The following is an 18,749-nucleotide window of genomic DNA, read 5'->3' as shown; positions in this document are numbered from 1 at the left end:
CCGCGGCGGCGGCGCCCGTCGCTGCCGCCGCTGCCGCCCCCGCCTCCCGTGCCGGCGCCAAGCCCGGCATGGATGCCCAGGGCAACGTGACCGATTCGAGCAAGATCGAGGCCGGCAGCGGCCGCACCGTGAAGGGCATGAACGACTACGAGGGCGAGATCACCGGCAACCCGGCACCGAACTCCAAGTTCACCCCGCTGCAGATCGGCATGAGCTTGAAGCAGGTCACCGACATCGCGGGCCAGCCCACCGATTCGGGCGCCTACGTGACCGGCAAGGCCTTCATCCCCTTCTACTTCGGCGGCGACCGCACCCGGATCGAACTCGCCTACAAGGGCCAGGGCCGCCTGATCTTCGCCGGCGGCAACCTCGGCAACATCTCGGGCGGCAACCTGGTCTGGATCATCCACAACGCCAGCGACACCGGCTACCGCTGAGTTCTGGCCGACTGAAGCAATTCAAGCTGGAAAATTAGCGCTTATTCGCCATTCGCTTCGCGCGCGAGTGCAGCCAGCGTCAGGGGATCCCTGTCGCCGGCATAGAAGCGCTCCAGCACCAGGGCGAAAACCGGCTCGGACGGCGCCGCAGCCTCGAAGAGCGTCATGCAGGAGCGCAGCTTGAGATCGTCGGGAGAGCCGAAGATCTGGTGCGCGCTGCGGCCCTCGACCGCCAGCACCAGCCGGCTGCACGCGAGCAGCCGCGGGCCGAGCAACGGATGGGCGGCATAGGCCTGCGCCTCGGCGCGGTCCGCGAGGCCGAAGAACTGCGCGGTCGCGCTGCGCCCCAGCGCACGCAATTGGGGAAAGACGAACCACATCCAGTGGCTGGCCTTGCGCCCCGCTCGCAGTTCCCGGCACACCGCGTCGTAGACCGGCGCCTGCGCCTCGACGAAGCGCTGCAGTCCCTGGGCGGCAGCATCAGCATCGGACAGCGCAGGCATGGCGACGCCCCTACTTGCGCACCTTGGCGATCTCCGCCATCAGTTCCTTGACCGTGGGCTCGCCGACCGAGGCCGAGTACTTCTCGATCACCGGCTTGACCTTCTCGCGCAACCGGGCCGTCTCGGCCGGCGGCAACTCGGTCACTGTCATCCCGGCCTGCTTGAGCGCATCGAGTGCGCTGTCGGCGGCGCCGCGCGAAGCCTGGCGCTGGAAGGCGGTGGCCTCGGCGGCCGCGTCGGAGATGATCTTCTTCTCGTCCGCGCTCATGCCGTCCCAGGTCTTCTTGCTGATGATCAGCGCCTGCGGGTTGTAGATGTGGCGCGTCTGGGTCAGGTACTTCTGCACCTCGGCGAACTTCGACGACAGGATCACCGTGTTCGGGTTCTCCTGGCCGTCCACCGCCTTCTGGTCGAGCGCCGAATACAGTTCGGGGAACGGCAGCGGCGTGGCATTGGCGCCCAGCGTGTTGAAGAGATCGATGTAGATCGGCGACTGGATCACGCGGATCTTCAGGCCCGCAATGTCGTCCGCCTTGGCGATCGGGCGCTTGCTGTTGGTCAGGTTGCGAAAGCCCAGGTCCCAGTAGCCCAGCCCGTGCAGGCCCTTGTCATCCAGCTTGGCCATCAGGCCCTTGCCGAACGCGCCGTCGGTCACGGCGTCGGCCTCCTGCGCATTGTTGAACAGGAAGGGGAAGTCATAGACCGCGAACTCCTTGACCTGCGCGCCCAGGATGCCGGCGTTGAGCACCGTCACTTCCACCGTGCCGCCCTGCAGCGCCGACACGGTCTGCAGGTCGCCGCCGAGCGCGCCGCCCGCGAACAGCTTGACCGTGATCTTGTTGCCGGACTTCTGCGCCACCAGGTCGGCGAACTTCTGCGCGCCCTGCGCCTGCGGGTGGCCGGTCTGGTTCTGGAACGCGAACTTGAGCGTGCGCTCCTTGACCTGCGCCTGGGCGCCGGACAGGGCCAGCACCGCAGCCAGCGCGACCAGGGTGTTGCGAGCGATGTTTTTCATGAAGAGTCTCTCCTTTAGTTGATTGGTTTCAGTTGCCGATGGCGCTGCGCATGAATCCGGCGCAGCCCCATGCCAGGGATACCGCGGATCTGGCTTTGCCAGTCCGCTGGGATCGCCCCCTTGAGGGGGGCGCCGTAGGCGCTATCGGGGGTGGACTTCATTTCATCCGCCGAAGAAGCGGGCGGGCCAGGTGACGAGCCACGGGAACAGCACCATCAGGAACATGACGACGAACTCGGCAATCATGAACGGCACCACGCCGCGGGTCACGTCGTCCATCTTCATCTTGCCCACGCCCGCCACCACGTTGAGCACGGTGCCGACCGGTGGCGTGACCAGGCCGATCGAGTTGTTGATGATGAACAGCACGCCGAAGTACACCGGATCGATCCCCGCCGCCTTCACGATCGGCATCAGCACCGGCGTCAGGATCAGGATCGTCGGCGTCATGTCCATCGCGGTGCCGACGATCATCACCAGGACCATGATCGCGATCATCAGCAGGATCTGGTTGCCCATGAAGGGCTGCAGCAGGCTGACCACCTTCGACGGCAGGTCGGCCACCGTGATCAGCCAGGCGCTGACCATCGCGGCGGCGATCAGGAACATCACGATGGCGCTGGTCTTGGCGGCGCCGACGAAGACGCGATAGAGGTCGCCCCAGGTCAGCTCGCGGTAGATCACGGTCGAGACGAACAGCGCGTAGACCGCGGCCACCACCGCCGCCTCGGTCGGCGTGAAGACCCCCATGCGCAGGCCCACCAGGATGATGAACGGCAGCATCAGCGCCCACAGGGCCTTGCGGAAGGCGGTGAAGATCTCGGCACCGGACTGGCGCGGCGGCGGCACGATCTTCTCCTTGCGCACCAGCCAGGCCCAGGTGAGCCAGAGGGCGGCACCGATCAGCAGCCCCGGCACGATCGCCGCCAGGAACAGCTTGGAGATCGACACATTGGCCGCGACACCGAAGATCACCAGCCCGATGCTGGGCGGGATCACCGGCCCGATCACGCCGGTGGCCGCGATCAGGCCGCCGGCGCGTGCCTTGTCGTGGCCGGCCTTGACCATCATCGGCAGCAGCAGCGCCGTCAGCGCCGCCGCGTCGGCCACCGCCGAGCCCGAGAGCGCCGACAGCAGGCAGCCGGCCAGGATCGTGACGTAGCCCAGGCCGCCCTTGATGTGGCCCACCAGCGCGAGCGCGAAGTCGACGATGCGCTTGGACAGGCCGCCGACGTTCATGATCTCGCCGGCCAGCATGAAGAACGGCACGGCCAGAAGCGGGAAGCTGTCGGCGCCGCCGATCACGTTCTGGGCCAGGATCTGGGCATCGAACAGGTCGAGGTGCCACATCAGCGCGACACCGCTGGCCAGCAGCGAGAACGCGATGGGAATGCCCATCGCCATGGCCAGCAAGAGCGAGCCGACGAAGACGATGATCGTCATTTGCGGCTCCCTTGCCCATCGGCTGCGGCCGTGCCGAGGATTTCCTTCAGCTGCACCGCCTCCTCGGATTCCTGCACCATGACCAGTTCCTCATCGGCGAGCTGGCCGCTCAGGAGGCGCCACAGGTCGAGCGCCAGGATGAACGCGGCGAGCACCGAGAACACGACGCCGACGCCATAGACCACCGCCATTGACGCACCGGTGACGGGCGCCGTGACATCCCAGTTGATCCGGGTCTGGGCCAGGCTGCCCTGGAACAGCAGCCAGACGATGTAGAGCATCACGGCGTGGCTCGCCGCGAGGCAGAACTTCTTGCCCGCGGGCGGCAGCTTCTGCACCACCATGTCGACGCCCAGGTGGCCGTGCTCCTTGAGCGCGACCACCGCGCCCAGGAAGGTCACCCAGATGAAGAGCCAGCGCGAAACCTCCTCCGACACCGTGATGCCCGAGTTGAAGCCGTAGCGCAGCACCACGTTGCCGAACACCAGCACCACCATCACCGCGAGGAAGAAGGCGATGAGTGCCTCGATGCCGGTGCAGCATCGGTCAATCCATCTGTTCATGTTGTTGATCTCATCGGTGAACCGTCATCGACTGTGCAGTTTGCGGGCATGTTGGCGTTGAAGAACATCGGTCGGGGCGGGCCCCTCCGGCGGCCTCTATTCGAAGCGGAGTCGCCGATCTGCGCATCAGGGTGCTAACCCTGAAACGGATCGATGATCGCCCTTTCGCGATCAATCATCGATCGCGAAAGGCGCGGCCTCAGGGATTGGCTTCCTGGTGCATTTCGACCAGGGCGCGCAGCGCCGCGAGATAGGACTGGGGTCCGAGCCCCTGGATGGTCCCCTTGACCGCCGGCGAAATGATGGAGTGGGCGCGCCACGCCTCGCGCGCCGCGATGTTCGACATGTGGACCTCCAGCACCGGGAAGGGCATGGCCTTGATCGCGTCGTGCAGCGGCACGCCGTGCTGGGTCAGGCCGGCCGGGTTCACCAGCGCGCCCTGCGCCTCGTCGATGTTCCGGTGCAGGAAGTTGATCAGCTCGCCTTCGATGTTCGACTGGAAGATGTCCAGCGTGACGCCGAGTTCGCCGGCCAGCTTCTCGAGCCGGGCATCGATCTCGGCCAGCGTGGTCTTGCCATAGATGTGGGGTTCGCGGCGCCCGAACAGGTTCAGGTTCGGGCCGTGCAGGACGAGGATCTTCATGGTGCCGACTTGCGGATGCGGGCGAGCTCGTCGGTGTAGAGCTTGACGATCGCCGGGTCGTAGCTGGCCGCGAACTTGTCGATCACCGGCTTGGCGATCTGGCGCATGCGGGCCTGTTCGGCCGGCGCCACCTCGTTGAACTGCATGCCCTTGGCCTGCAGGTCGCCGACCGACTTCTGGGCCGCCGCGCGGCTCACTTGCCGCTGGTAGCCGCGCGCCTCGTCGGCGGCCTCGCGCATCCACTTCTGCTCGGTCGGGCTCAGAGAATCGAAGAACTTCTTGCTGACCAGCACGATGTTCGCCGCATAGACGTGGTTGGTCGCGCTCAGGTACTTCTGCACCTCGAAGAACTTGTTCGACAGGATCACCGAGAACGGATTCTCCTGGCCGTCCACCGCCTTGGCCTCCAGCGCGCCGTAGAGCTCCGCGAAGGGCATCGGCACCGGGTTGGCCTTGAAGGCCTTGAAGGTCTCGAGGAACACCGGGTTCGGGATCACGCGGATCTTCAGGCCGTCGAGGTCCTCGGGCTTCGCGATCGGCCGCTTGCTGTTGGTGACATTGCGAAAGCCCAGGTCCCAGTAGCCCAGCGCGACCAGGCCCTTCTCGGGCAGCCTGGCGATCAGCGCCTGGCCCAGCGGGCCGTCGAGCAGGGCATCGGCCTGCGCGAAGGTGCTGACCGCGAACGGGAAGTCGACCAGGCCGAACTCCTTGACGATGCCGGCCAGCGAGGTGGTGGCCGGCGCCGACATCTGCTGCACGCCGCCCTGCAGGGCCGACTGCTGCTGCATCTCGTTGCCGAGCTGGGAGGCCGGGAACTCCTGCACCTTCATCTTGCCGCCGCTCTTGGCGGCCAGCAGTTCGGCGAAGCGCTTGACGCCGAAGCTCACCGGGTGGTCGGCATTGTTCAGGTGGCCGAAGCGGATGACGCGCTCCTGCGCGTCCTGGGCCAGGGCCGGCAGGGCCAGGGCGAGCGAGAGGCCGGCGCCGGCCAGCGAGCGAAGAAGGAATCTCAAGACGGTCTCCAGCGGGTGATGTGCGATGCGGCGCGATCATAGTGATAAGTGGAAATGTTTTCCACGAGGGAAAACACTTGGCAAATTCGGGAGTAAAGTCGCGGCTGACATGAGCGCAATACTGGAACGCAGCCTCAAGCTGATGGAGCAGCTCGCGGCCCATCCCGAGGGCCGGCMGCTGTCGACGCTGGCCACCGACCTGCAGATGCCGCTGAGCGCGACGCATCGCTTGCTGACCGAACTGATCCGCTGCGGCTACGTCCGCCAGGACCAGAGCCACGGCGACTACATGCTGACGATCAAGCTGGTGTCGCTGGGCCTCAGCTTCCTGAGCAACAGCGGCATCGTCGATATCGCCCAGCCCCTGCTCGACCGGCTGGCGGCCGAGTCGGGCGAGCTGGTGCGCCTGGCGGTGGTCGACGGCGACGCGCTGACCTTCGTCGCCAAGGCGCAGGGCGCGACCCGCGGGCTGCGCTACGACCCCGACATGGGGCTGTCGGTGAACCTCTCCTGCAGTTCGGCCGGCCACGCCTGGCTGTCGACCATGACCGACGAGCAGGCGCTCGAACTGGTGGCCCGTCAGGGCTTCGGCAAGCCAGAGGACTACGGCCCCAAGGCGCCGACCACGGTCAAGGCGCTGCTGGCCTATCTGCGGGCGGCGCGCAAGCGCGGCTTCAGCATGATCAACGAGGTGTTCGCACCGGCCATGACCGCCATGGCGGCGCCGGTGCGCGGTGGCAACGGAGCGGTGATCGGCGTGATCACCATCGCCGGCCCGCTGGTGCGCCTGACCGAGGAACGGATGCTGGCCCTGGGTCCGGTGCTGCTGGCCACCGCCGACGAAGTCGCTCAGGCCAGCGGCGCCTCGGCGCTGTTCAAGCGCCGCGCCTGACGCGGCCTACGCTTCAGCGCAGCGCGAAGCAGAACACCGCGCCCTTCTCGGCCCGCTGCTGCAGCCGGATGTCGCTGCCGTGCAGTTGCAGGATGCGCTGCACGATGACCAGCCCGAGGCCGCCGCTGCGACCGGTCGAGGAAGAGAACAGCGGCCGCGTGAAGAGGCTCTGGCGCAACTCGCCGGGAATGCCCGGCCCGGTGTCGCTGACCTCGACCGCAACCCCCTCCGCCGCCGGGCGCAGCACCACGGCGATCTCGCCCCCTTCGGGCGTATGGCGAATCGCATTGTCGAGCAGGTTGGTCAGCACCCGCTCGATCAGGCCGAGGTCGGCCGTCACCGCCGGCAGGCCCGGCGCAATGTCGGCCACCAGCCGCTGCCGCCGCGCCTCGGCCGCCAGCTCGAATTTCTGGAACACGTCCTGCACCAGGTCGGCCAGTGCGAAGCGCTCCTTTTCGGGCTTGACGACCCCGTACTCCAGCCTTGCCAGCTCGAACAGCTCCTGTGCCAGGCGTGCGACCTTGCGGCTCTGGCCGAGCGCGATCTCGAGGTAGCGGCGACGCTCGGCCGGCGCCAGCGTGTCGGACTTCACCAGCAGCGTCTCGAGGTAGCCGTGCAGCGAAGTCAGGGGCGTGCGCAGGTCGTGCGAGATGTTGGCGAACAGTTCGCGCCGCTGCTGGTCCTGCGCCCGCAGCTCGCGCCACTGTTCGGCGATGCGCCGCGTCATCTGCGAGAAGGCCTGTCCCAGCGTGGCGATCTCGTCGCCGCCGCCCTGCCCCGCGTCCCCGATCGGCGGCGCCGTGCCTTCCAGGGCGGCTGCACCTTCGCTGTCGAACTGCCGGACCGCGGCAGTCAGCCGCCGCAGCGGCCGCGTGATCAGGTGAAAAGCCGCCAGTCCCGCCAGCAGCCCCAGCAGCGCGACCAGCGCGATCGACCACAGCGTGGTGCGCAGGACGCTGCCGGCCGCCACGTTGGCCACCAGCGCCTCGCGCTCCTCGCCCGACAGCACCACGTACACATAGCCGGCATCGCGCCCATCGATCTTGAGCGGCGCCGCGCTGAAGACCTTGCGGCGGCCCTCTGCGCGCGGATCGTCGCCCAGCACCGGCAGCGCGGCGCCATCGAGCAGCCGGTGGACCTGCGCCAGGTCGACGCGCTCGAGCTTGAGGTGGCCCGGCGGGGCCGCCTGTGCCTCGATTCGTCCATCGGGCGCCAGCAGGTAGACCTCGACGCTGGGATTGACCGCCATCAGCTTGTCGAACAGGTCGTGCACCCCCGCGCGATCGAGCGCGCCGCTCTTCATGAGGATCGGGTTGCTGGCCGCGATGTGGGCCGCCAGGCCGGCCGAGAGTCGCTGCGTGACCTCCTGCTCGTGGCGCCCGCTGGCTTGCATCTGCAACCACGCCGAGGCCCCGCAGCAGGCCAGCAGCAAAACGGCGAACACCACCGACAGCCGTTGCGAGAGCGTGCCGCCAAGCTTCATGGGCTCGCCTCGTCGCTGCCGCCCGCCGCCAGCTTGTAGCCGCGTCCCCAGACCGTCAGGATGCGCCGCGGCGCGGCCGGATCGGGCTCGACCTTCATGCGCAACCGGTTGATGTGCGTATTGACCGTGTGCTCGTAGCCGTCGTGCTGGTAGCCCCACACCTGATTGAGCAGATCGAGCCGCGAGAACACGCGCCCGGGATGGCGGGCAAAGAAATACAGCAGGTCGAACTCGCGCGGCGTCAGCTCGATCGGCTTGCCGTCGACCTCGACCTCGCGGGCGATCGGATCGATGCCCAGTCCGGCGAGYGCGAGCCGGCCGGATTCGATGCGGGCGTTGCGGGCCATCGCCTCGGTGCGCCGCAGCAGGGCGCGCACCCGCGCCACCAGCTCGAGCACCGAGAAGGGCTTGGCCAGGTAGTCGTCGGCACCGAGTTCCAGCCCGAGGATGCGGTGCACCTCGCTCGAGCGCGCGCTGGTGATGATGATCGGCGTATAGCGCGTCATGGCGCGGGCGCGGCGGCAGATCTCGAGGCCGTCGACGCCCGGCAGCATCAGGTCGAGCACCAGCGCGTCCCAGCTGCCGCGCTCGAGCTCGCGCAGCCCGGCATGGCCGTCGGCGGCGTGCGTGACCGCATAGCCCTCGTCATGCAGGTGCATGCGCAGCAGCTCCGCGATGTGGGCATCGTCCTCGACCAGCAGCACGCGTTTGGCAGGATCCATGGCGGTCGATTGTCCCGCTTCCGGGGCGGCGAAGTTGTCACGATTATTTGAACTTTTCGTGATGATTCGGCCATCGGACGCGACCAACAATCCGCCCCATGAACCGCGACACACCGTCCGCCGAAGCCCACCGGAACGCTCCGATCCATCCGCTGTGGCTGCGCGTCACGCACTGGCTGAACGCCCTGGCGGTGGGGGTGCTCGTCGCCAGCGGCTGGCGGATCTACGACGCCTCGCCCTTCTTTCCGTTCCGGATCCCGGTGGCGCTGACGCTCGGCGGCTGGCTCGGCGGCGCCCTGCAATGGCACTTCGCGGCGATGTGGCTGCTGGCCGCCAACGGCCTGGCCTATCTGGCACTGAACCTCGCGAGCGGCCGGCTGCGGCGCAAGTTCTTCCCGCTGTCGATCCAGGGGATCTGGCACGACGCGCTGGCGGCGCTGCGCGGCCGGCTCGCGCATGCCGATCCGCGCCACTACAACAACGTGCAGCGCTTCGCGTACCTGTTCGCCATCTGCGACATCGTGCTGCTGGTGCTGTCGGGGCTGGTGCTCTGGAAGTCGGTGCAGTTCGGCCTGTTGCGCGAGCTGCTGGGCGGCTACGAATTCGCCCGCCGCATCCACTTCGTCGCCATGGCCGCGCTGGTCGCCTTCGTCGCCGTGCACCTGGCAATGGTCGCGCTGGTGCCGCGCACCCTGCTCGCCATGCTCGGCGGCCGTTCCGGACTCGAATCATGAAGCTGCTCAAGCGCCCCGCCCTGCACACCGTCGACGCCGAAGCGGCCCTGGCCGAAGCGCGCACGCTGATCGCCCGCCGCATCGAGCAGCCGGCACGCCGCGCCTTCCTGCAGCGCTCGCTGACGCTCGGCGGACTGTCGCTGCTGACCGGCTGCAGCATCAGCGACAACGCCGGCGTCGAGGCCGCGCTCGGCGCCGTCTCGCGCTTCAACGACAAGGTGCAGGGCTGGATCTTCGACCCGACGCGTCTCGCGCCGACCTACCCCGAGTCGATGATCACGCGACCGTTTCCGTTCAACGCCTACTACGGCGAGGACGAGGTCCGCACGGTCGCGGAAGACGGCTTCGCGCTCGAGCTGACCGGCCTGGTGGCCGACCGGCGGCGCTGGACGCTGGCCGAGCTGCGCGCGATGCCGCAGCAGGACCAGGTCACGCGGCACATCTGCGTCGAGGGCTGGAGCGCGATCGGCAAGTGGGGCGGCATCCGCTTCGCCGACTTCCTGCGCCGGGTCGGCGCCGACACCAGCGCGAAGTACGTCGGATTCAAGTGCGCCGACGACTACTACACCAGCATCGACATGCCGACCGCGCTGCATCCGCAAACGCTGCTGACCCTGAGCTACGACGGCCAGCCGCTGCCGCCGAAGTACGGCTTCCCGATGAAGCTGCGGATGCCCACCAAGCTCGGCTACAAGAACCCGAAGCACATCCAGGCGATCTTCGTCACCAACACCTATCCGGGCGGCTACTGGGAAGACCAGGGCTACAACTGGTTCGGCGGCAGTTGAGTCGCCCCGTGCGACTCGACGCTGCTGGAGCGCGCGGCCGTGTTCATTCCGAACCGAGCCTCTCTTTGCAAACGACCCCAACGACCTCTTGAAGGACCACTGAAATGAACACGCTCCGCACAACCCTCCTGGCCACCTGCCTGGCCCTCGGCTCGCTCTCTGCCTTCGCCGCCGACGACATGAAGAAGGACGACATGACCAAGGATTCGATGGCCAAGGACGGGATGAAGAAGGACACCATGGCCAAGGACGGCATGTCCGGCGACGGCATGAAGAAGGATGCGATGGGCAAGGGCGACGCCATGAAGAAGGACGCCATGAAGAAAGACGAGATGAAGAAGTAGCCCTCCCGCCCTGCTGCCGACGAGGTCCTCCATGCTTTTCTTCCTTCTGTCGTACCTGGCCGGGGCGCTGACCCTCTTCGCGCCCTGCATCCTTCCGGTCCTGCCCTTCGTCTTCGCCCGGGTCGACCGGCCCTTCGCCAGCAGCGGCCTGCCGCTGCTGGCCGGCATGGCACTGAGCTTTGCCGCGGTCGGGACACTCGGCGCCGTCGCCGGCCACTGGGCGGTCCAGGCGAACGACTACGGCCGCATCGCCGCGATCGGCGTGCTGGGGATCATGGGGGTGGCGCTGATCGCGCCGCGCTGGGCCGAGCGGCTCGGCCGGCCGCTGGTGGCGCTGGGCGCGCGCCTCGCCGGCGCGGCGGCCTCGGGCCCCGGGGCCGCGCGCAGCCCGGCGCTCACCTCCTTCGTTCTCGGCGGCGCGACCGGCCTGATTTGGGCTCCGTGCGCCGGACCCATCCTCGGCCTGGTCCTGACCGGCGCGGCGATCGAGGGCCCGAGCGTGCGGACCTCGCTGCTCCTGCTCGCCTATGCCGCTGGGGCGGCCAGCGCGCTCGCCCTGGTGCTGCTGGCCGGCGGCCGGGTGCTCGGCGCGGTGAAGCGCCTGGCCGGCATCGGCGAAGGGTTCCGCAGGGGGCTCGGCGTCGCCGTGCTGGCCGGTGTCGCCGCGGTGGCGCTCGGGCTCGACACCGGCTGGCTGGCGCAGCTGTCGCCGGYGGGCGGCGCGGCGATCGAGAAGACCTTGCTGCAACGCCTGAAAGCGCCGACGCCGCTCGCCGCCGGCTTCGTGCCGGTCCAGGCGCGCGCTGCGGCGCCGCTCCCTCTCGAACTGCCGGTCGAAGGCAGCCTGCCRCCGCTGACCGGCGCCGTCGACTGGCTCAACTCGCCACCGCTCTCTGTCGAAGGGCTGCGCGGCAAGGTGGTGCTGGTCGACTTCTGGACCTTCGGCTGCATCAACTGCCGCAATGCGCTGCCGTACGTGCGCGAATGGCATCGCAAGTACAAGGACCAGGGCCTGGTCGTGCTCGGCGTGCATGCACCCGAATTCGCCTACGAGAAGAACATCGGCAACGTGACGAAGGCCGTGGCCGACCTGGGCATCGAGTTTCCGGTGGCGATCGACAACAACTTCGCGATCTGGCGGGCGTTCCGCAACAACGACTGGCCCGCCCTCTATCTCGTGGATGCCGACGGCCGCATCCGCTTCCATCATTTCGGCGAGGGCGAATACCTGAAGTCGGAACAGGTGATCCGGCAATTGCTCGAGGAGTCCCGTCGGGCAGGCAAACGCGCCTGAACTGCCGCGTGCTGCGGTGGGGCGAAGCCATCGGGTCGAAGTAAGAAGTTCGGCCTCCTATGCGTTCCGGCCCCCTGTCGTCACAATGGCCCGCCCGACGGTCGATGTTGAAGGACTGCAAGCCGGATGACATCCCAGCCAACTTTCGCAAGGTTTCGATGCGCCCTGATGGGCGCCTTCGTGCTGACGGCCGCGTCCGGCTGCGCACTGGTGGTGCGCGGGACCCAGCAGGACATCCAGGTCCATGCGGTCTCGTCGGAAGGCAGGTCCATCGAAGCGCTGGAGTGCCACCCGATCGGCGGCGCCGCAGCGGCGCCGCCGGCACCGAAGCTCACGGTCAGGCGTTCGATCGACGACTTGCAGATCGACTGCGTCTCCCAAGGCCGGATCGTGGCAAGCGCCAAGGTCATCTCGCGCGCCGACATGGGCCTGCTCAGCCTGGTGGTGGGTGGCGTGATCAGCGCCACCGTGGACCAGCTGTCGGGGGCGGCCTATGCCTATCCGGAGTGGATCACGCTGGTCGCCGGCGAAGAGCGCATCTACGACCGCAGGGACAGCACGGACGGCCCGCTCGCCGGCACCTTCGCCAGGCGGCTCGGGCCTGCAGCCGCCGCCAGCGTCGTCCTGCTGCCGGCGAACGATCTCGCGAAGTACTACCGGGCCAACTTCAACGTGACCGCCAGCCAACTGGTCCGGCCCGGGGCCCGGCGCACCGGCCGCGACACCTACGGGGCCGAGAAGCTGGCCACGGCGATGAGCTGCAGCGCGGCGCCACGGGCCATCCTGGTCGAGAAAGGCGCCGGCTTCGAAACCCACCAGGTGCGGTGTTCCACGGGAGACACGCTGTCGATCCGCTGCGAGTTCGGCAACTGTCGCGTCCAGCCGGCCGTGCTGCAGGTCGACGCCGACCCCCTCCCCGGCCCCACCGTGCAGACCAGCGCCCTGATGCTCGCGCCGAGATAGCTGCGCCGGCCGCAGGTCCGAATCCGGGTCAGCCGCGAAGGCGGCCGCGCAGCAGCGACATCACCGGCGTGGCCAGCACCGCTCCCGCCGCGGCTACACACGCTGTCGGCCCGCGGTGGCAGGCGGCGCGGGGTGTCGCCCATGCCGGACCCGGCTCGGGTCAAACCCTCAACTGATCACTTTTTCGATTGAACTTCGAAGAAATTAAATCGCTTTTTGAATAGCCTCGCTGCTTCCAGAATGAACGCCATGCCCTGCCTCCGGTCCCGTATCACCGGCAGTGGGCGGCGCGAAGTTCACTCATTCAAAGGCCCCAAATGAAACATCTCCTTCCGTTGACGCTCGGTCTGGCTGCCGCCTTCCTGAGTTCAGCCGCCATGGCTCAAACCGACACCCTGGGCAAGATCAAGGCGAGCGGCAGTATCAGCATCGGTGGGCGCGACAGCCAGGTTCCGTTCTCCTACAAGCCGAACGGCGGCGGCGACCCCGTGGGCTTCACGAACGACATCTGCCTGAAGATCGTCGACGCCGTCAAGGCGAAGCTCGGCATGCCGAACCTGGAAGTGCGCTACACGATCCTCACTTCCACCAACCGAATTCCATTGCTGACCAACGGCACCGTGGACCTCGACTGCGCAACCACGACCAATACGGTCCAGCGCCAGCAGCAAGTCGCATTCGCGCCCAGCCATTTCGTCACGAACATCACCGCCGCGGTGAAAAAGAGCTCCGGCATCCAGTCACTGGCCGAACTGAACGGCAAGAAGGTCTCGACCGTCTCCGGCAGCACCGGCGTCCAGTTGCTGCGCGGCTACCGGAAGACCGGGAACATCGAGGTCGAGGAACTGGCGGCCAAGGACACCGCAGACGGCTTCCTGCTGCTCGCCTCCGACCGAACCGTGGCCTACATCCTCGACGACGTGCAGCTTGCGGGCCTGATCGCCACCGCGCCGAACCCCGGCGACTTCAAGATCCTGACGCAGGAGTCGCTGCGCCATGAGCCCTACGGCATCATGTACCGCAAGGACGATCCGCAGTTCAAGGAGCTGGTCGAMAAGACGGTGACCGAACTCATGACGTCGGGCGCGATCAACGAGATCTATGCCCGGTGGTTCACCAAGCCGATTCCTCCGACCAACGCGAACCTGAATTTCCCGATGACCGACGCCATCAAGGAGATCTACAGGAACCCCAACAACAAGGGCGTCTGATGCGAGCGCGCCGCGACGCCGCACAGGTAGCGAGCGCCATCGCTATCCGGCCTGGAACATCCGGGTGAAATCGCAGCACTCCTGCGCCAGCATGATGATCGAGGCCAGCAAGGAGCTGCGATGCTCGCCCTTGTACATGGCCACATAGGTCACGGCAGGAAGAGCCGGCGTGACGTCGATCTGGACCAGGGATCCGTCCTTCAGCATCTGGCTGACCGCGTCCCTGGGCAGGTAGCTCACCCCGAGGCCGGAGATCGTCAAGCCGATCAGTGCCACCAGGTTGTGGATGACGATGGGCTTGGAAGGCTGGATGCCCAGGTCCTTCATCCAGCTGTCGTAGATCAGGCCCGTGCCGGATTTCACGCCCTGAAGCAACAGCTGATGGCGCGCGAGTTCGTGCAGGCGCATCGGCTTGCCGACCTTCACCAGGCCCGGCTTGCACATCCAGGCGCTCTCCACCCGCCCGATGGCCTTGGTCGGAATGCGCGTGTCCGAGAACGCATCGGGCACGATGATCAGGTCGAGTTCGTCGGTCAGAACCTTTTCGCGCAGATTGACGCTGCTGTCGACGTCGGGTTCGAGCGTCACCTTGGGGTAGTGCACCTGGATGAGTTCGACCCATCGCGGCAGCCAGGTCATGGCCGTGAGCTCGGTCACGCCGATGCGCACGCGACGCTCGATCACATCGACCCGGCTGAACTGCTCGACGGCGGCGTTGCGCTGCGCCAGCAGGTTCTTCGCCAGCATGAACATCTCCTCGCCCTTGTCCGTCAGCCGGGCGGAGCGCTGCGTGCGGTCGAAAAGCGCGGTGTCGAAGACCGTTTCGAGTTCCTGCACCCGCTTGGAGACGGCCGACTGGGACGTGTGGAGCTTCTGGGCGGCCAGGGCGAAGCTGCCGAGTTCACCGATCCAGTAGAGAGCCTCCAGCTGCTTGAACGTCATCACGGCGGGGCCGCTCCAATCCATATAAAGAACACTTTTTTTCGCCAAATACTATCCAAAAATATCGCTTTTGGAAATGTCATTCGACTTCCAGAATTCAGGCATTCCCGATCGATCGCGCGATCTTCGCGCGCCGAATCCGACGGCGACCTTCACCAGGATCCTCATGACTTCCCAAACCGGCGAGCTTTTCTCCAACGCGCTGATGGCGCAGATCAAGGACCGCTTTCACCATGTCGACCACGACATCTCCGGACGCGAACGCCTGTTCTTCGACAACGCCGGCGGCTCCTTCCGCCTCAAGGCGGCGGTCGACCAGTTTGCGCGCATCGACGCGATCCCCGACTGCCCCGAGCGCATCCATGAACTGGCCACCTACCTGCAGGGCATCCAGGCCAGGGGGACGGAAGACCTCCGCACGATCCTGAATGCGAGAGCGGGCAGCGTGTACGCGTCGCTCACCGCGTCGGGCGCGATGTTCGACATGGTTCGTGCCATCGCGGAGAACGTTCCCGGCACGAACCTGGTGACCACGGTGCTCGAACACCCCTCCTCCTTCGACGCCATGTCCCTGTATGCCGAGCGCACCGGCAAGGCGCTTCGCGTGGCGCCGTCCAACCCCGTCACGGGCGGCGTCGACGTGGAGGCGATCGTCCGCCTGGTCGATGCCGACACGGCGCTGCTGAGCGTGATCTATGCATCGAACATCTCGGGCGCCAAGCTGGACATGCGCGAGATCGTGAAGCAGGCGCGCAAGATCAAGCCGGACCTGTTCATCGTCGTCGACGCCGTACAGCACGCACCGCACGGCCTGATCGATCTGCAGCAGACGCCGGTCGACGGCATCAACATCGCGCCCTACAAGTTCTTCGGCTGCCGGGGCTCCGGCATGTCCTGGCTGTCGGAGCGAGCGTCGGCACTGCCCCATCACAAGCTGGCGGGCAAGAAGCAGGACTTCTGGGACCTCGGAAGCGCGGCCCCCTGGCAATTCGCGGTCGTCACCGAGATCGCCAACTATGTCTGCTGGCTCGGGAGCCGGTTCATCGCGAGCGACGATCGGCGCACCCTGTTCGCCTGCGGCATCGAGAAGATCGAGCGCCACGAGCGCGCCTTGCTCGAACGCCTGCTGAACGGCGGCGATGCCGTCCAGGGGCTGCGCGGCATGGACGGCGTGAACGTTTTCCTGGACTTCGAGGACCTGACGAAGCGTGACCTGATCCTCGCGATCGGCATCGAGAATCTCGAGCATGCCCAGGCGGTTCGGGAGTACGAGAAGCGCGGCGTCATCGTCTACGAACGCGTCGCCACCAGCTTGTACTCGAAGCGCATGCTGCACTCCTTCGGTCTCGAAGGCGCCGTTCGCGTGTCGCCGCTGCATTGCAACTCCGCCGCCGACATCGACCGCTTCCTGCAGATCACGCGCGAGATCAGCCAGAGCGTTGCGGCCGTGGCGGTACGCTAGCGGGCGGCGGGGTCGGCCGGACTCCGAAGTGATGCAGCACGTTGTGCAGCAGCTTCCCGAACACCGGGTCGCTGCCCACCACCCAGGCCGCACCCACCGCGCCCGCATGGAACACGCGCCCGCCTTGCGGACGCTCCCAGTAGATCATCTCGGCCGACAGGCCGCCCAGCGACTCGGTGAGGTTCGAGAAGTAGTCGAGGTACGCATCCAGGGCGCCGGGCCGGTCGCGAATGCCTTGTGCGATCACGGCCATGCCGCCGGGCGGCTCCGGCAGCGAAGCCCCGGTGGGCACCCGATGGGTCATGCGCGCGAGCGTGGCGACGCTCAAGTCCCATTCGTGGCCGATCGCGCGCGGCAGCGAGCCGCCGGGCCCATGGCCGAAGGTCTCGCCCTTCGCCAGGCCCAGCGGCTGCGGCCCCTGGAAAAGAAAATGGTCCGGCGCGTGCACGTGGTAGACGCCGAAGTCGCCGGCGTCGGCAAAGGCCCAGCCCGCGGTCTCGAGCCCGATGACCTCCGCCGCGGGGCGCCCCGATGACTTGAGCCGGCCGCCGCGGGCCCAGTCCTGGCTGTGGTACTGCTCCCCGAAGGGCCCGGCCGGCGGTCCGACCGAAGGCACGCTCTCGTCGTGGTCCGGGCCATTGACCTTGCGCTGCTCCATGACGCTGAAGTCCTCGTCGTAGCTGACCCGCAGGTACATCGTGTTGCCCGACAGCACGATTGCGCTGCCGCCCCGCCGCAGGTAGTCGTCGAGCCCGTCCACCGCCGGCAGCGACCAGTATTCGCTGTGACCATTGACGACCACGGTCTGGTAGCGCGCCAGCATGGCGGGGTCGCGGTGCAGGTCGATGTCGCTGGCGATGTCCCAGTCGTAGCCCTGCTGCTCCAGCCAGACGTGCAGGTGGCGCTCCAGCCGCGTCCACTGGCTGAAGCCGCTGTCCGCGGGGTCGTACAGGGCATTCGGACTGGCGTTGGGCCAGGGCATGCGCAGGCCGACCTGGTAGCAGGGCTGGCCGGCGCGGTGGAAGGTGTAGCTGTTGTAGGCGGGCGCCTCGGGGTGGCAGTTCTCGAGCCCGACGGAGCGGCGCGGCCAGACCGGGTCGTCCACCACGTTCTTCGCGAACGGCGTCGCGGCATAGGCGATCCAGCTGTTCACCGCGCACAGCACCAGCACCGGTGCCGGCGTCGCCTGCAGCGCGCGCTTCACGATGAAGCTGATGTCATAGTCCGCTTCGCTGCCCTCGAGCTCGAAATGCAGCCGGCCGACGTAGATGCCAGGCCGGGCATCGATGGGAACCTGCCAGCGTTGGGTCGCTTCCCAACGGCAGTCGTAGAGATCGTCGCCCGCGAAACGCAGGCCGTGGCCGCGCGTGGGATCGTTCAAGGGGTCATAGCTGCCGCCCTCGTGCTCGGGCACCTTCGAGGGCTCGAAGGCCGGCCCGACGATCATCCAGGTGGCGTGGTTGACGATGCGGCCGGTGTGCTGGTGGCCGCTGCAATCGGCGACGCGATCGCCGCGCTCTTCGCGCAGCGGCCAGCAGGCCAGCACCGAGCGCCCGGTCGCCGCCTGCAGGCCGCGCTGCGCCACGCGTTCGCGTACCTCGTCCGCCGATAGAGCGCGATCGTGGATCGCGGGCATGACCAGGTCGGCCTCGAGGAACACGCTGGCCAGCCCGTCGACGCCGCTGGCACCGAGCCGCAGCGGCGCGGCGCCGGGGCGTACCGGCGCGGAGGCCGGCCAGCAGCCGACTTCGGCGCCATCGATCCACAGGCGCGCCATCCGGCCATCCCAGGTGGCCGCCACATGCTGCCATCGCCGGGCAACCAGGCGCCCGTGCGCCTGCTGCGCGTCGGCGCGGAAGGCGCCGCCATCGCCGAGGTACAGGCAAAGCGCCCCGCCCGCTTCGATGAAAAGCCCGAAGCCGCAGCGCGAGGGGTAGTCGAACTGGCCGATCAGCGTCTGCCGCGTCTCCACGGTCCAGGGCTTGACCCAGCATTCGAGGCTCAGGCCGGAGAGCGCAGCGTCGGCGGCCAGCCCCTTCGCCACGTGCACGTAGGAGCCCGGATGGATCGCCTGCACCCTTGCCGGCGCCGGCTCGAAGCGATGCAGCACGGCGTCGTCGCTGCGCCGCTCGACGTCATGCCCGAGGCGGCAGACGCTCATCCGGTAGGGGCGGTCGCTGCTGACATGGAAGCTCAGCGTCTCGCCCGCGTGCAGGCTCTTGCAGTCCGCATAGCCGTGCACCCCGGGCAGGTGCAGCGGCCGATGCGCCGGGATCGGCGTGGTCTCGGTCGACATG

Annotated in this window: 20 protein-coding genes; 9 read left to right on the top strand and 11 right to left on the bottom strand. The window is 67.6% G+C overall.

From position 1 onward, the window contains the following. Nucleotides 1-437 (top strand): hypothetical protein (locus tag AC1D2E_RS16780; protein WP_478198422.1); only part of this gene is annotated, 437 nt, incomplete at its 5' end. A 41-nt stretch (nucleotides 438-478) separates the two neighbouring features. Here AC1D2E_RS16780 and AC1D2E_RS16775 read toward each other — a convergent pair. From AC1D2E_RS16775 to AC1D2E_RS16745, 7 genes are all read right to left on the bottom strand, one after another. After that, nucleotides 479-940 carry a DUF1810 domain-containing protein gene (locus AC1D2E_RS16775; protein WP_478198421.1) on the bottom strand — a complete coding sequence of 154 codons (462 nt, stop codon included), beginning with the start codon at nucleotides 938-940 and terminating at the stop codon, nucleotides 479-481. A 10-nt stretch (nucleotides 941-950) separates the two neighbouring features. Further along, nucleotides 951-1,955, bottom strand: a complete 1,005-nt coding sequence (locus AC1D2E_RS16770; RefSeq protein WP_478198420.1) for a TRAP transporter substrate-binding protein — start codon at nucleotides 1,953-1,955, stop codon at nucleotides 951-953. A 14-nt stretch (nucleotides 1,956-1,969) separates the two neighbouring features. Beyond that, nucleotides 1,970-2,116, bottom strand: a complete 147-nt coding sequence (locus AC1D2E_RS16765) for a hypothetical protein (protein WP_478198419.1) — start codon at nucleotides 2,114-2,116, stop codon at nucleotides 1,970-1,972. Nucleotide 2,117: 1 nt separating this feature from the next. Next, the gene (locus AC1D2E_RS16760) at nucleotides 2,118-3,398 is read right to left on the bottom strand and encodes a TRAP transporter large permease (RefSeq protein WP_478198418.1); all 1,281 of its coding nucleotides are present in this window, start codon (nucleotides 3,396-3,398) and stop codon (nucleotides 2,118-2,120) included. Beyond that, complete coding sequence (locus AC1D2E_RS16755) at nucleotides 3,395-3,961, bottom strand: TRAP transporter small permease (protein WP_478198417.1); 567 nt, start codon at nucleotides 3,959-3,961, stop codon at nucleotides 3,395-3,397. The genes AC1D2E_RS16760 and AC1D2E_RS16755 overlap by 4 nt, the downstream gene beginning before the upstream one ends. A 199-nt stretch (nucleotides 3,962-4,160) precedes the next feature. Beyond that, nucleotides 4,161-4,604, bottom strand: a complete 444-nt coding sequence (locus AC1D2E_RS16750) for a type II 3-dehydroquinate dehydratase (protein WP_478198416.1) — start codon at nucleotides 4,602-4,604, stop codon at nucleotides 4,161-4,163. Then, entirely contained in the window at nucleotides 4,601-5,617 is a 1,017-nt protein-coding gene (locus AC1D2E_RS16745) for a TRAP transporter substrate-binding protein (protein WP_478198415.1), read from the bottom strand. Before AC1D2E_RS16745 ends, AC1D2E_RS16750 begins: the two co-directional genes overlap by 4 nt. A gap of 109 nt (nucleotides 5,618-5,726) precedes the next feature. Here AC1D2E_RS16745 and AC1D2E_RS16740 point away from each other — a divergent pair, with 109 nt between their 5' ends. Then, on the top strand, nucleotides 5,727-6,509 hold the full coding sequence (locus tag AC1D2E_RS16740) for an IclR family transcriptional regulator (protein ID WP_478198414.1): 783 nt from the start codon (nucleotides 5,727-5,729) through the stop codon (nucleotides 6,507-6,509). A gap of 13 nt (nucleotides 6,510-6,522) precedes the next feature. On the opposite strand, the gene AC1D2E_RS16735 is transcribed toward AC1D2E_RS16740, so the two are convergent. Next, the gene (locus AC1D2E_RS16735) at nucleotides 6,523-7,992 is read right to left on the bottom strand and encodes a sensor histidine kinase (RefSeq protein ID WP_478198413.1); all 1,470 of its coding nucleotides are present in this window, start codon (nucleotides 7,990-7,992) and stop codon (nucleotides 6,523-6,525) included. After that, nucleotides 7,989-8,714 carry a response regulator transcription factor gene (locus AC1D2E_RS16730; RefSeq protein WP_478173620.1) on the bottom strand — a complete coding sequence of 242 codons (726 nt, stop codon included), beginning with the start codon at nucleotides 8,712-8,714 and terminating at the stop codon, nucleotides 7,989-7,991. The genes AC1D2E_RS16735 and AC1D2E_RS16730 overlap by 4 nt, the downstream gene beginning before the upstream one ends. Before the next feature lie 98 nt (nucleotides 8,715-8,812). Here AC1D2E_RS16730 and AC1D2E_RS16725 point away from each other — a divergent pair, with 98 nt between their 5' ends. From AC1D2E_RS16725 to AC1D2E_RS16700, 6 genes are all read left to right on the top strand, one after another. Then, nucleotides 8,813-9,448, top strand: a complete 636-nt coding sequence (locus tag AC1D2E_RS16725; protein WP_478198412.1) for a cytochrome b/b6 domain-containing protein — start codon at nucleotides 8,813-8,815, stop codon at nucleotides 9,446-9,448. Beyond that, nucleotides 9,445-10,236: a molybdopterin-dependent oxidoreductase gene (locus AC1D2E_RS16720; protein ID WP_478198411.1), complete on the top strand. Its 792-nt coding sequence runs from the start codon at nucleotides 9,445-9,447 to the stop codon at nucleotides 10,234-10,236. Before AC1D2E_RS16725 ends, AC1D2E_RS16720 begins: the two co-directional genes overlap by 4 nt. A gap of 104 nt (nucleotides 10,237-10,340) precedes the next feature. After that, the gene (locus tag AC1D2E_RS16715) at nucleotides 10,341-10,580 is read left to right on the top strand and encodes a pentapeptide MXKDX repeat protein (protein ID WP_478198410.1); all 240 of its coding nucleotides are present in this window, start codon (nucleotides 10,341-10,343) and stop codon (nucleotides 10,578-10,580) included. A 31-nt stretch (nucleotides 10,581-10,611) separates the two neighbouring features. Continuing rightward, nucleotides 10,612-11,874 (top strand): cytochrome c biogenesis protein DipZ, encoded by a 1,263-nt coding sequence (locus AC1D2E_RS16710; RefSeq protein ID WP_478198409.1) that lies wholly within the window; start codon nucleotides 10,612-10,614, stop codon nucleotides 11,872-11,874. Between the two features lie 168 nt (nucleotides 11,875-12,042). Then, a complete protein-coding gene (locus AC1D2E_RS16705; protein WP_478198408.1) occupies nucleotides 12,043-12,837 on the top strand; it encodes a hypothetical protein in 795 nt (264 codons plus the stop codon). A gap of 317 nt (nucleotides 12,838-13,154) precedes the next feature. Continuing rightward, on the top strand, nucleotides 13,155-14,048 hold the full coding sequence (locus AC1D2E_RS16700) for an amino acid ABC transporter substrate-binding protein (RefSeq protein WP_478198407.1): 894 nt from the start codon (nucleotides 13,155-13,157) through the stop codon (nucleotides 14,046-14,048). Between the two features lie 42 nt (nucleotides 14,049-14,090). On the opposite strand, the gene AC1D2E_RS16695 is transcribed toward AC1D2E_RS16700, so the two are convergent. Next, nucleotides 14,091-14,990 carry a LysR family transcriptional regulator gene (locus AC1D2E_RS16695; RefSeq protein WP_478198424.1) on the bottom strand — a complete coding sequence of 300 codons (900 nt, stop codon included), beginning with the start codon at nucleotides 14,988-14,990 and terminating at the stop codon, nucleotides 14,091-14,093. A 166-nt stretch (nucleotides 14,991-15,156) separates the two neighbouring features. Between AC1D2E_RS16695 and AC1D2E_RS16690 the strand changes: the two genes are divergently transcribed. Then, nucleotides 15,157-16,452 (top strand): aminotransferase class V-fold PLP-dependent enzyme, encoded by a 1,296-nt coding sequence (locus AC1D2E_RS16690; RefSeq protein WP_478198406.1) that lies wholly within the window; start codon nucleotides 15,157-15,159, stop codon nucleotides 16,450-16,452. On the opposite strand, the gene AC1D2E_RS16685 is transcribed toward AC1D2E_RS16690, so the two are convergent. Continuing rightward, the gene (locus AC1D2E_RS16685; protein ID WP_478198405.1) at nucleotides 16,418-18,748 is read right to left on the bottom strand and encodes a N,N-dimethylformamidase beta subunit family domain-containing protein; all 2,331 of its coding nucleotides are present in this window, start codon (nucleotides 18,746-18,748) and stop codon (nucleotides 16,418-16,420) included. The two genes, AC1D2E_RS16690 and AC1D2E_RS16685, sit on opposite strands and share 35 nt — an antisense overlap. Nucleotide 18,749: the final 1 nt, after the last annotated feature.

This window comes from Variovorax sp. P1_H2, assembly GCF_056405295.1.
This window is presented reverse-complemented; position numbering and strand designations above follow the sequence as displayed.

Bases quoted from the DNA above. Each gene is read 5' to 3' on its own strand.
- AC1D2E_RS16775 (WP_478198421.1), bottom strand. From the start codon at position 940: ATGCCTGCGCTGTCCGATGCTGATGCTGCCGCCCAGGGACTGCAGCGC.
- AC1D2E_RS16770 (WP_478198420.1), bottom strand. From the start codon at position 1,955: ATGAAAAACATCGCTCGCAACACCCTGGTCGCGCTGGCTGCGGTGCTG.
- AC1D2E_RS16765 (WP_478198419.1), bottom strand. From the start codon at position 2,116: ATGAAGTCCACCCCCGATAGCGCCTACGGCGCCCCCCTCAAGGGGGCG.
- AC1D2E_RS16760 (WP_478198418.1), bottom strand. From the start codon at position 3,398: ATGACGATCATCGTCTTCGTCGGCTCGCTCTTGCTGGCCATGGCGATG.
- AC1D2E_RS16755 (WP_478198417.1), bottom strand. From the start codon at position 3,961: ATGAACAGATGGATTGACCGATGCTGCACCGGCATCGAGGCACTCATC.
- AC1D2E_RS16750 (WP_478198416.1), bottom strand. From the start codon at position 4,604: ATGAAGATCCTCGTCCTGCACGGCCCGAACCTGAACCTGTTCGGGCGC.
- AC1D2E_RS16735 (WP_478198413.1), bottom strand. From the start codon at position 7,992: ATGAAGCTTGGCGGCACGCTCTCGCAACGGCTGTCGGTGGTGTTCGCC.
- AC1D2E_RS16725 (WP_478198412.1), top strand. From the start codon at position 8,813: ATGAACCGCGACACACCGTCCGCCGAAGCCCACCGGAACGCTCCGATC.
- AC1D2E_RS16720 (WP_478198411.1), top strand. From the start codon at position 9,445: ATGAAGCTGCTCAAGCGCCCCGCCCTGCACACCGTCGACGCCGAAGCG.
- AC1D2E_RS16715 (WP_478198410.1), top strand. From the start codon at position 10,341: ATGAACACGCTCCGCACAACCCTCCTGGCCACCTGCCTGGCCCTCGGC.
- AC1D2E_RS16705 (WP_478198408.1), top strand. From the start codon at position 12,043: ATGGGCGCCTTCGTGCTGACGGCCGCGTCCGGCTGCGCACTGGTGGTG.
- AC1D2E_RS16695 (WP_478198424.1), bottom strand. From the start codon at position 14,990: ATGACGTTCAAGCAGCTGGAGGCTCTCTACTGGATCGGTGAACTCGGC.
- AC1D2E_RS16690 (WP_478198406.1), top strand. From the start codon at position 15,157: ATGACTTCCCAAACCGGCGAGCTTTTCTCCAACGCGCTGATGGCGCAG.
- AC1D2E_RS16685 (WP_478198405.1), bottom strand. From the start codon at position 18,748: ATGTCGACCGAGACCACGCCGATCCCGGCGCATCGGCCGCTGCACCTG.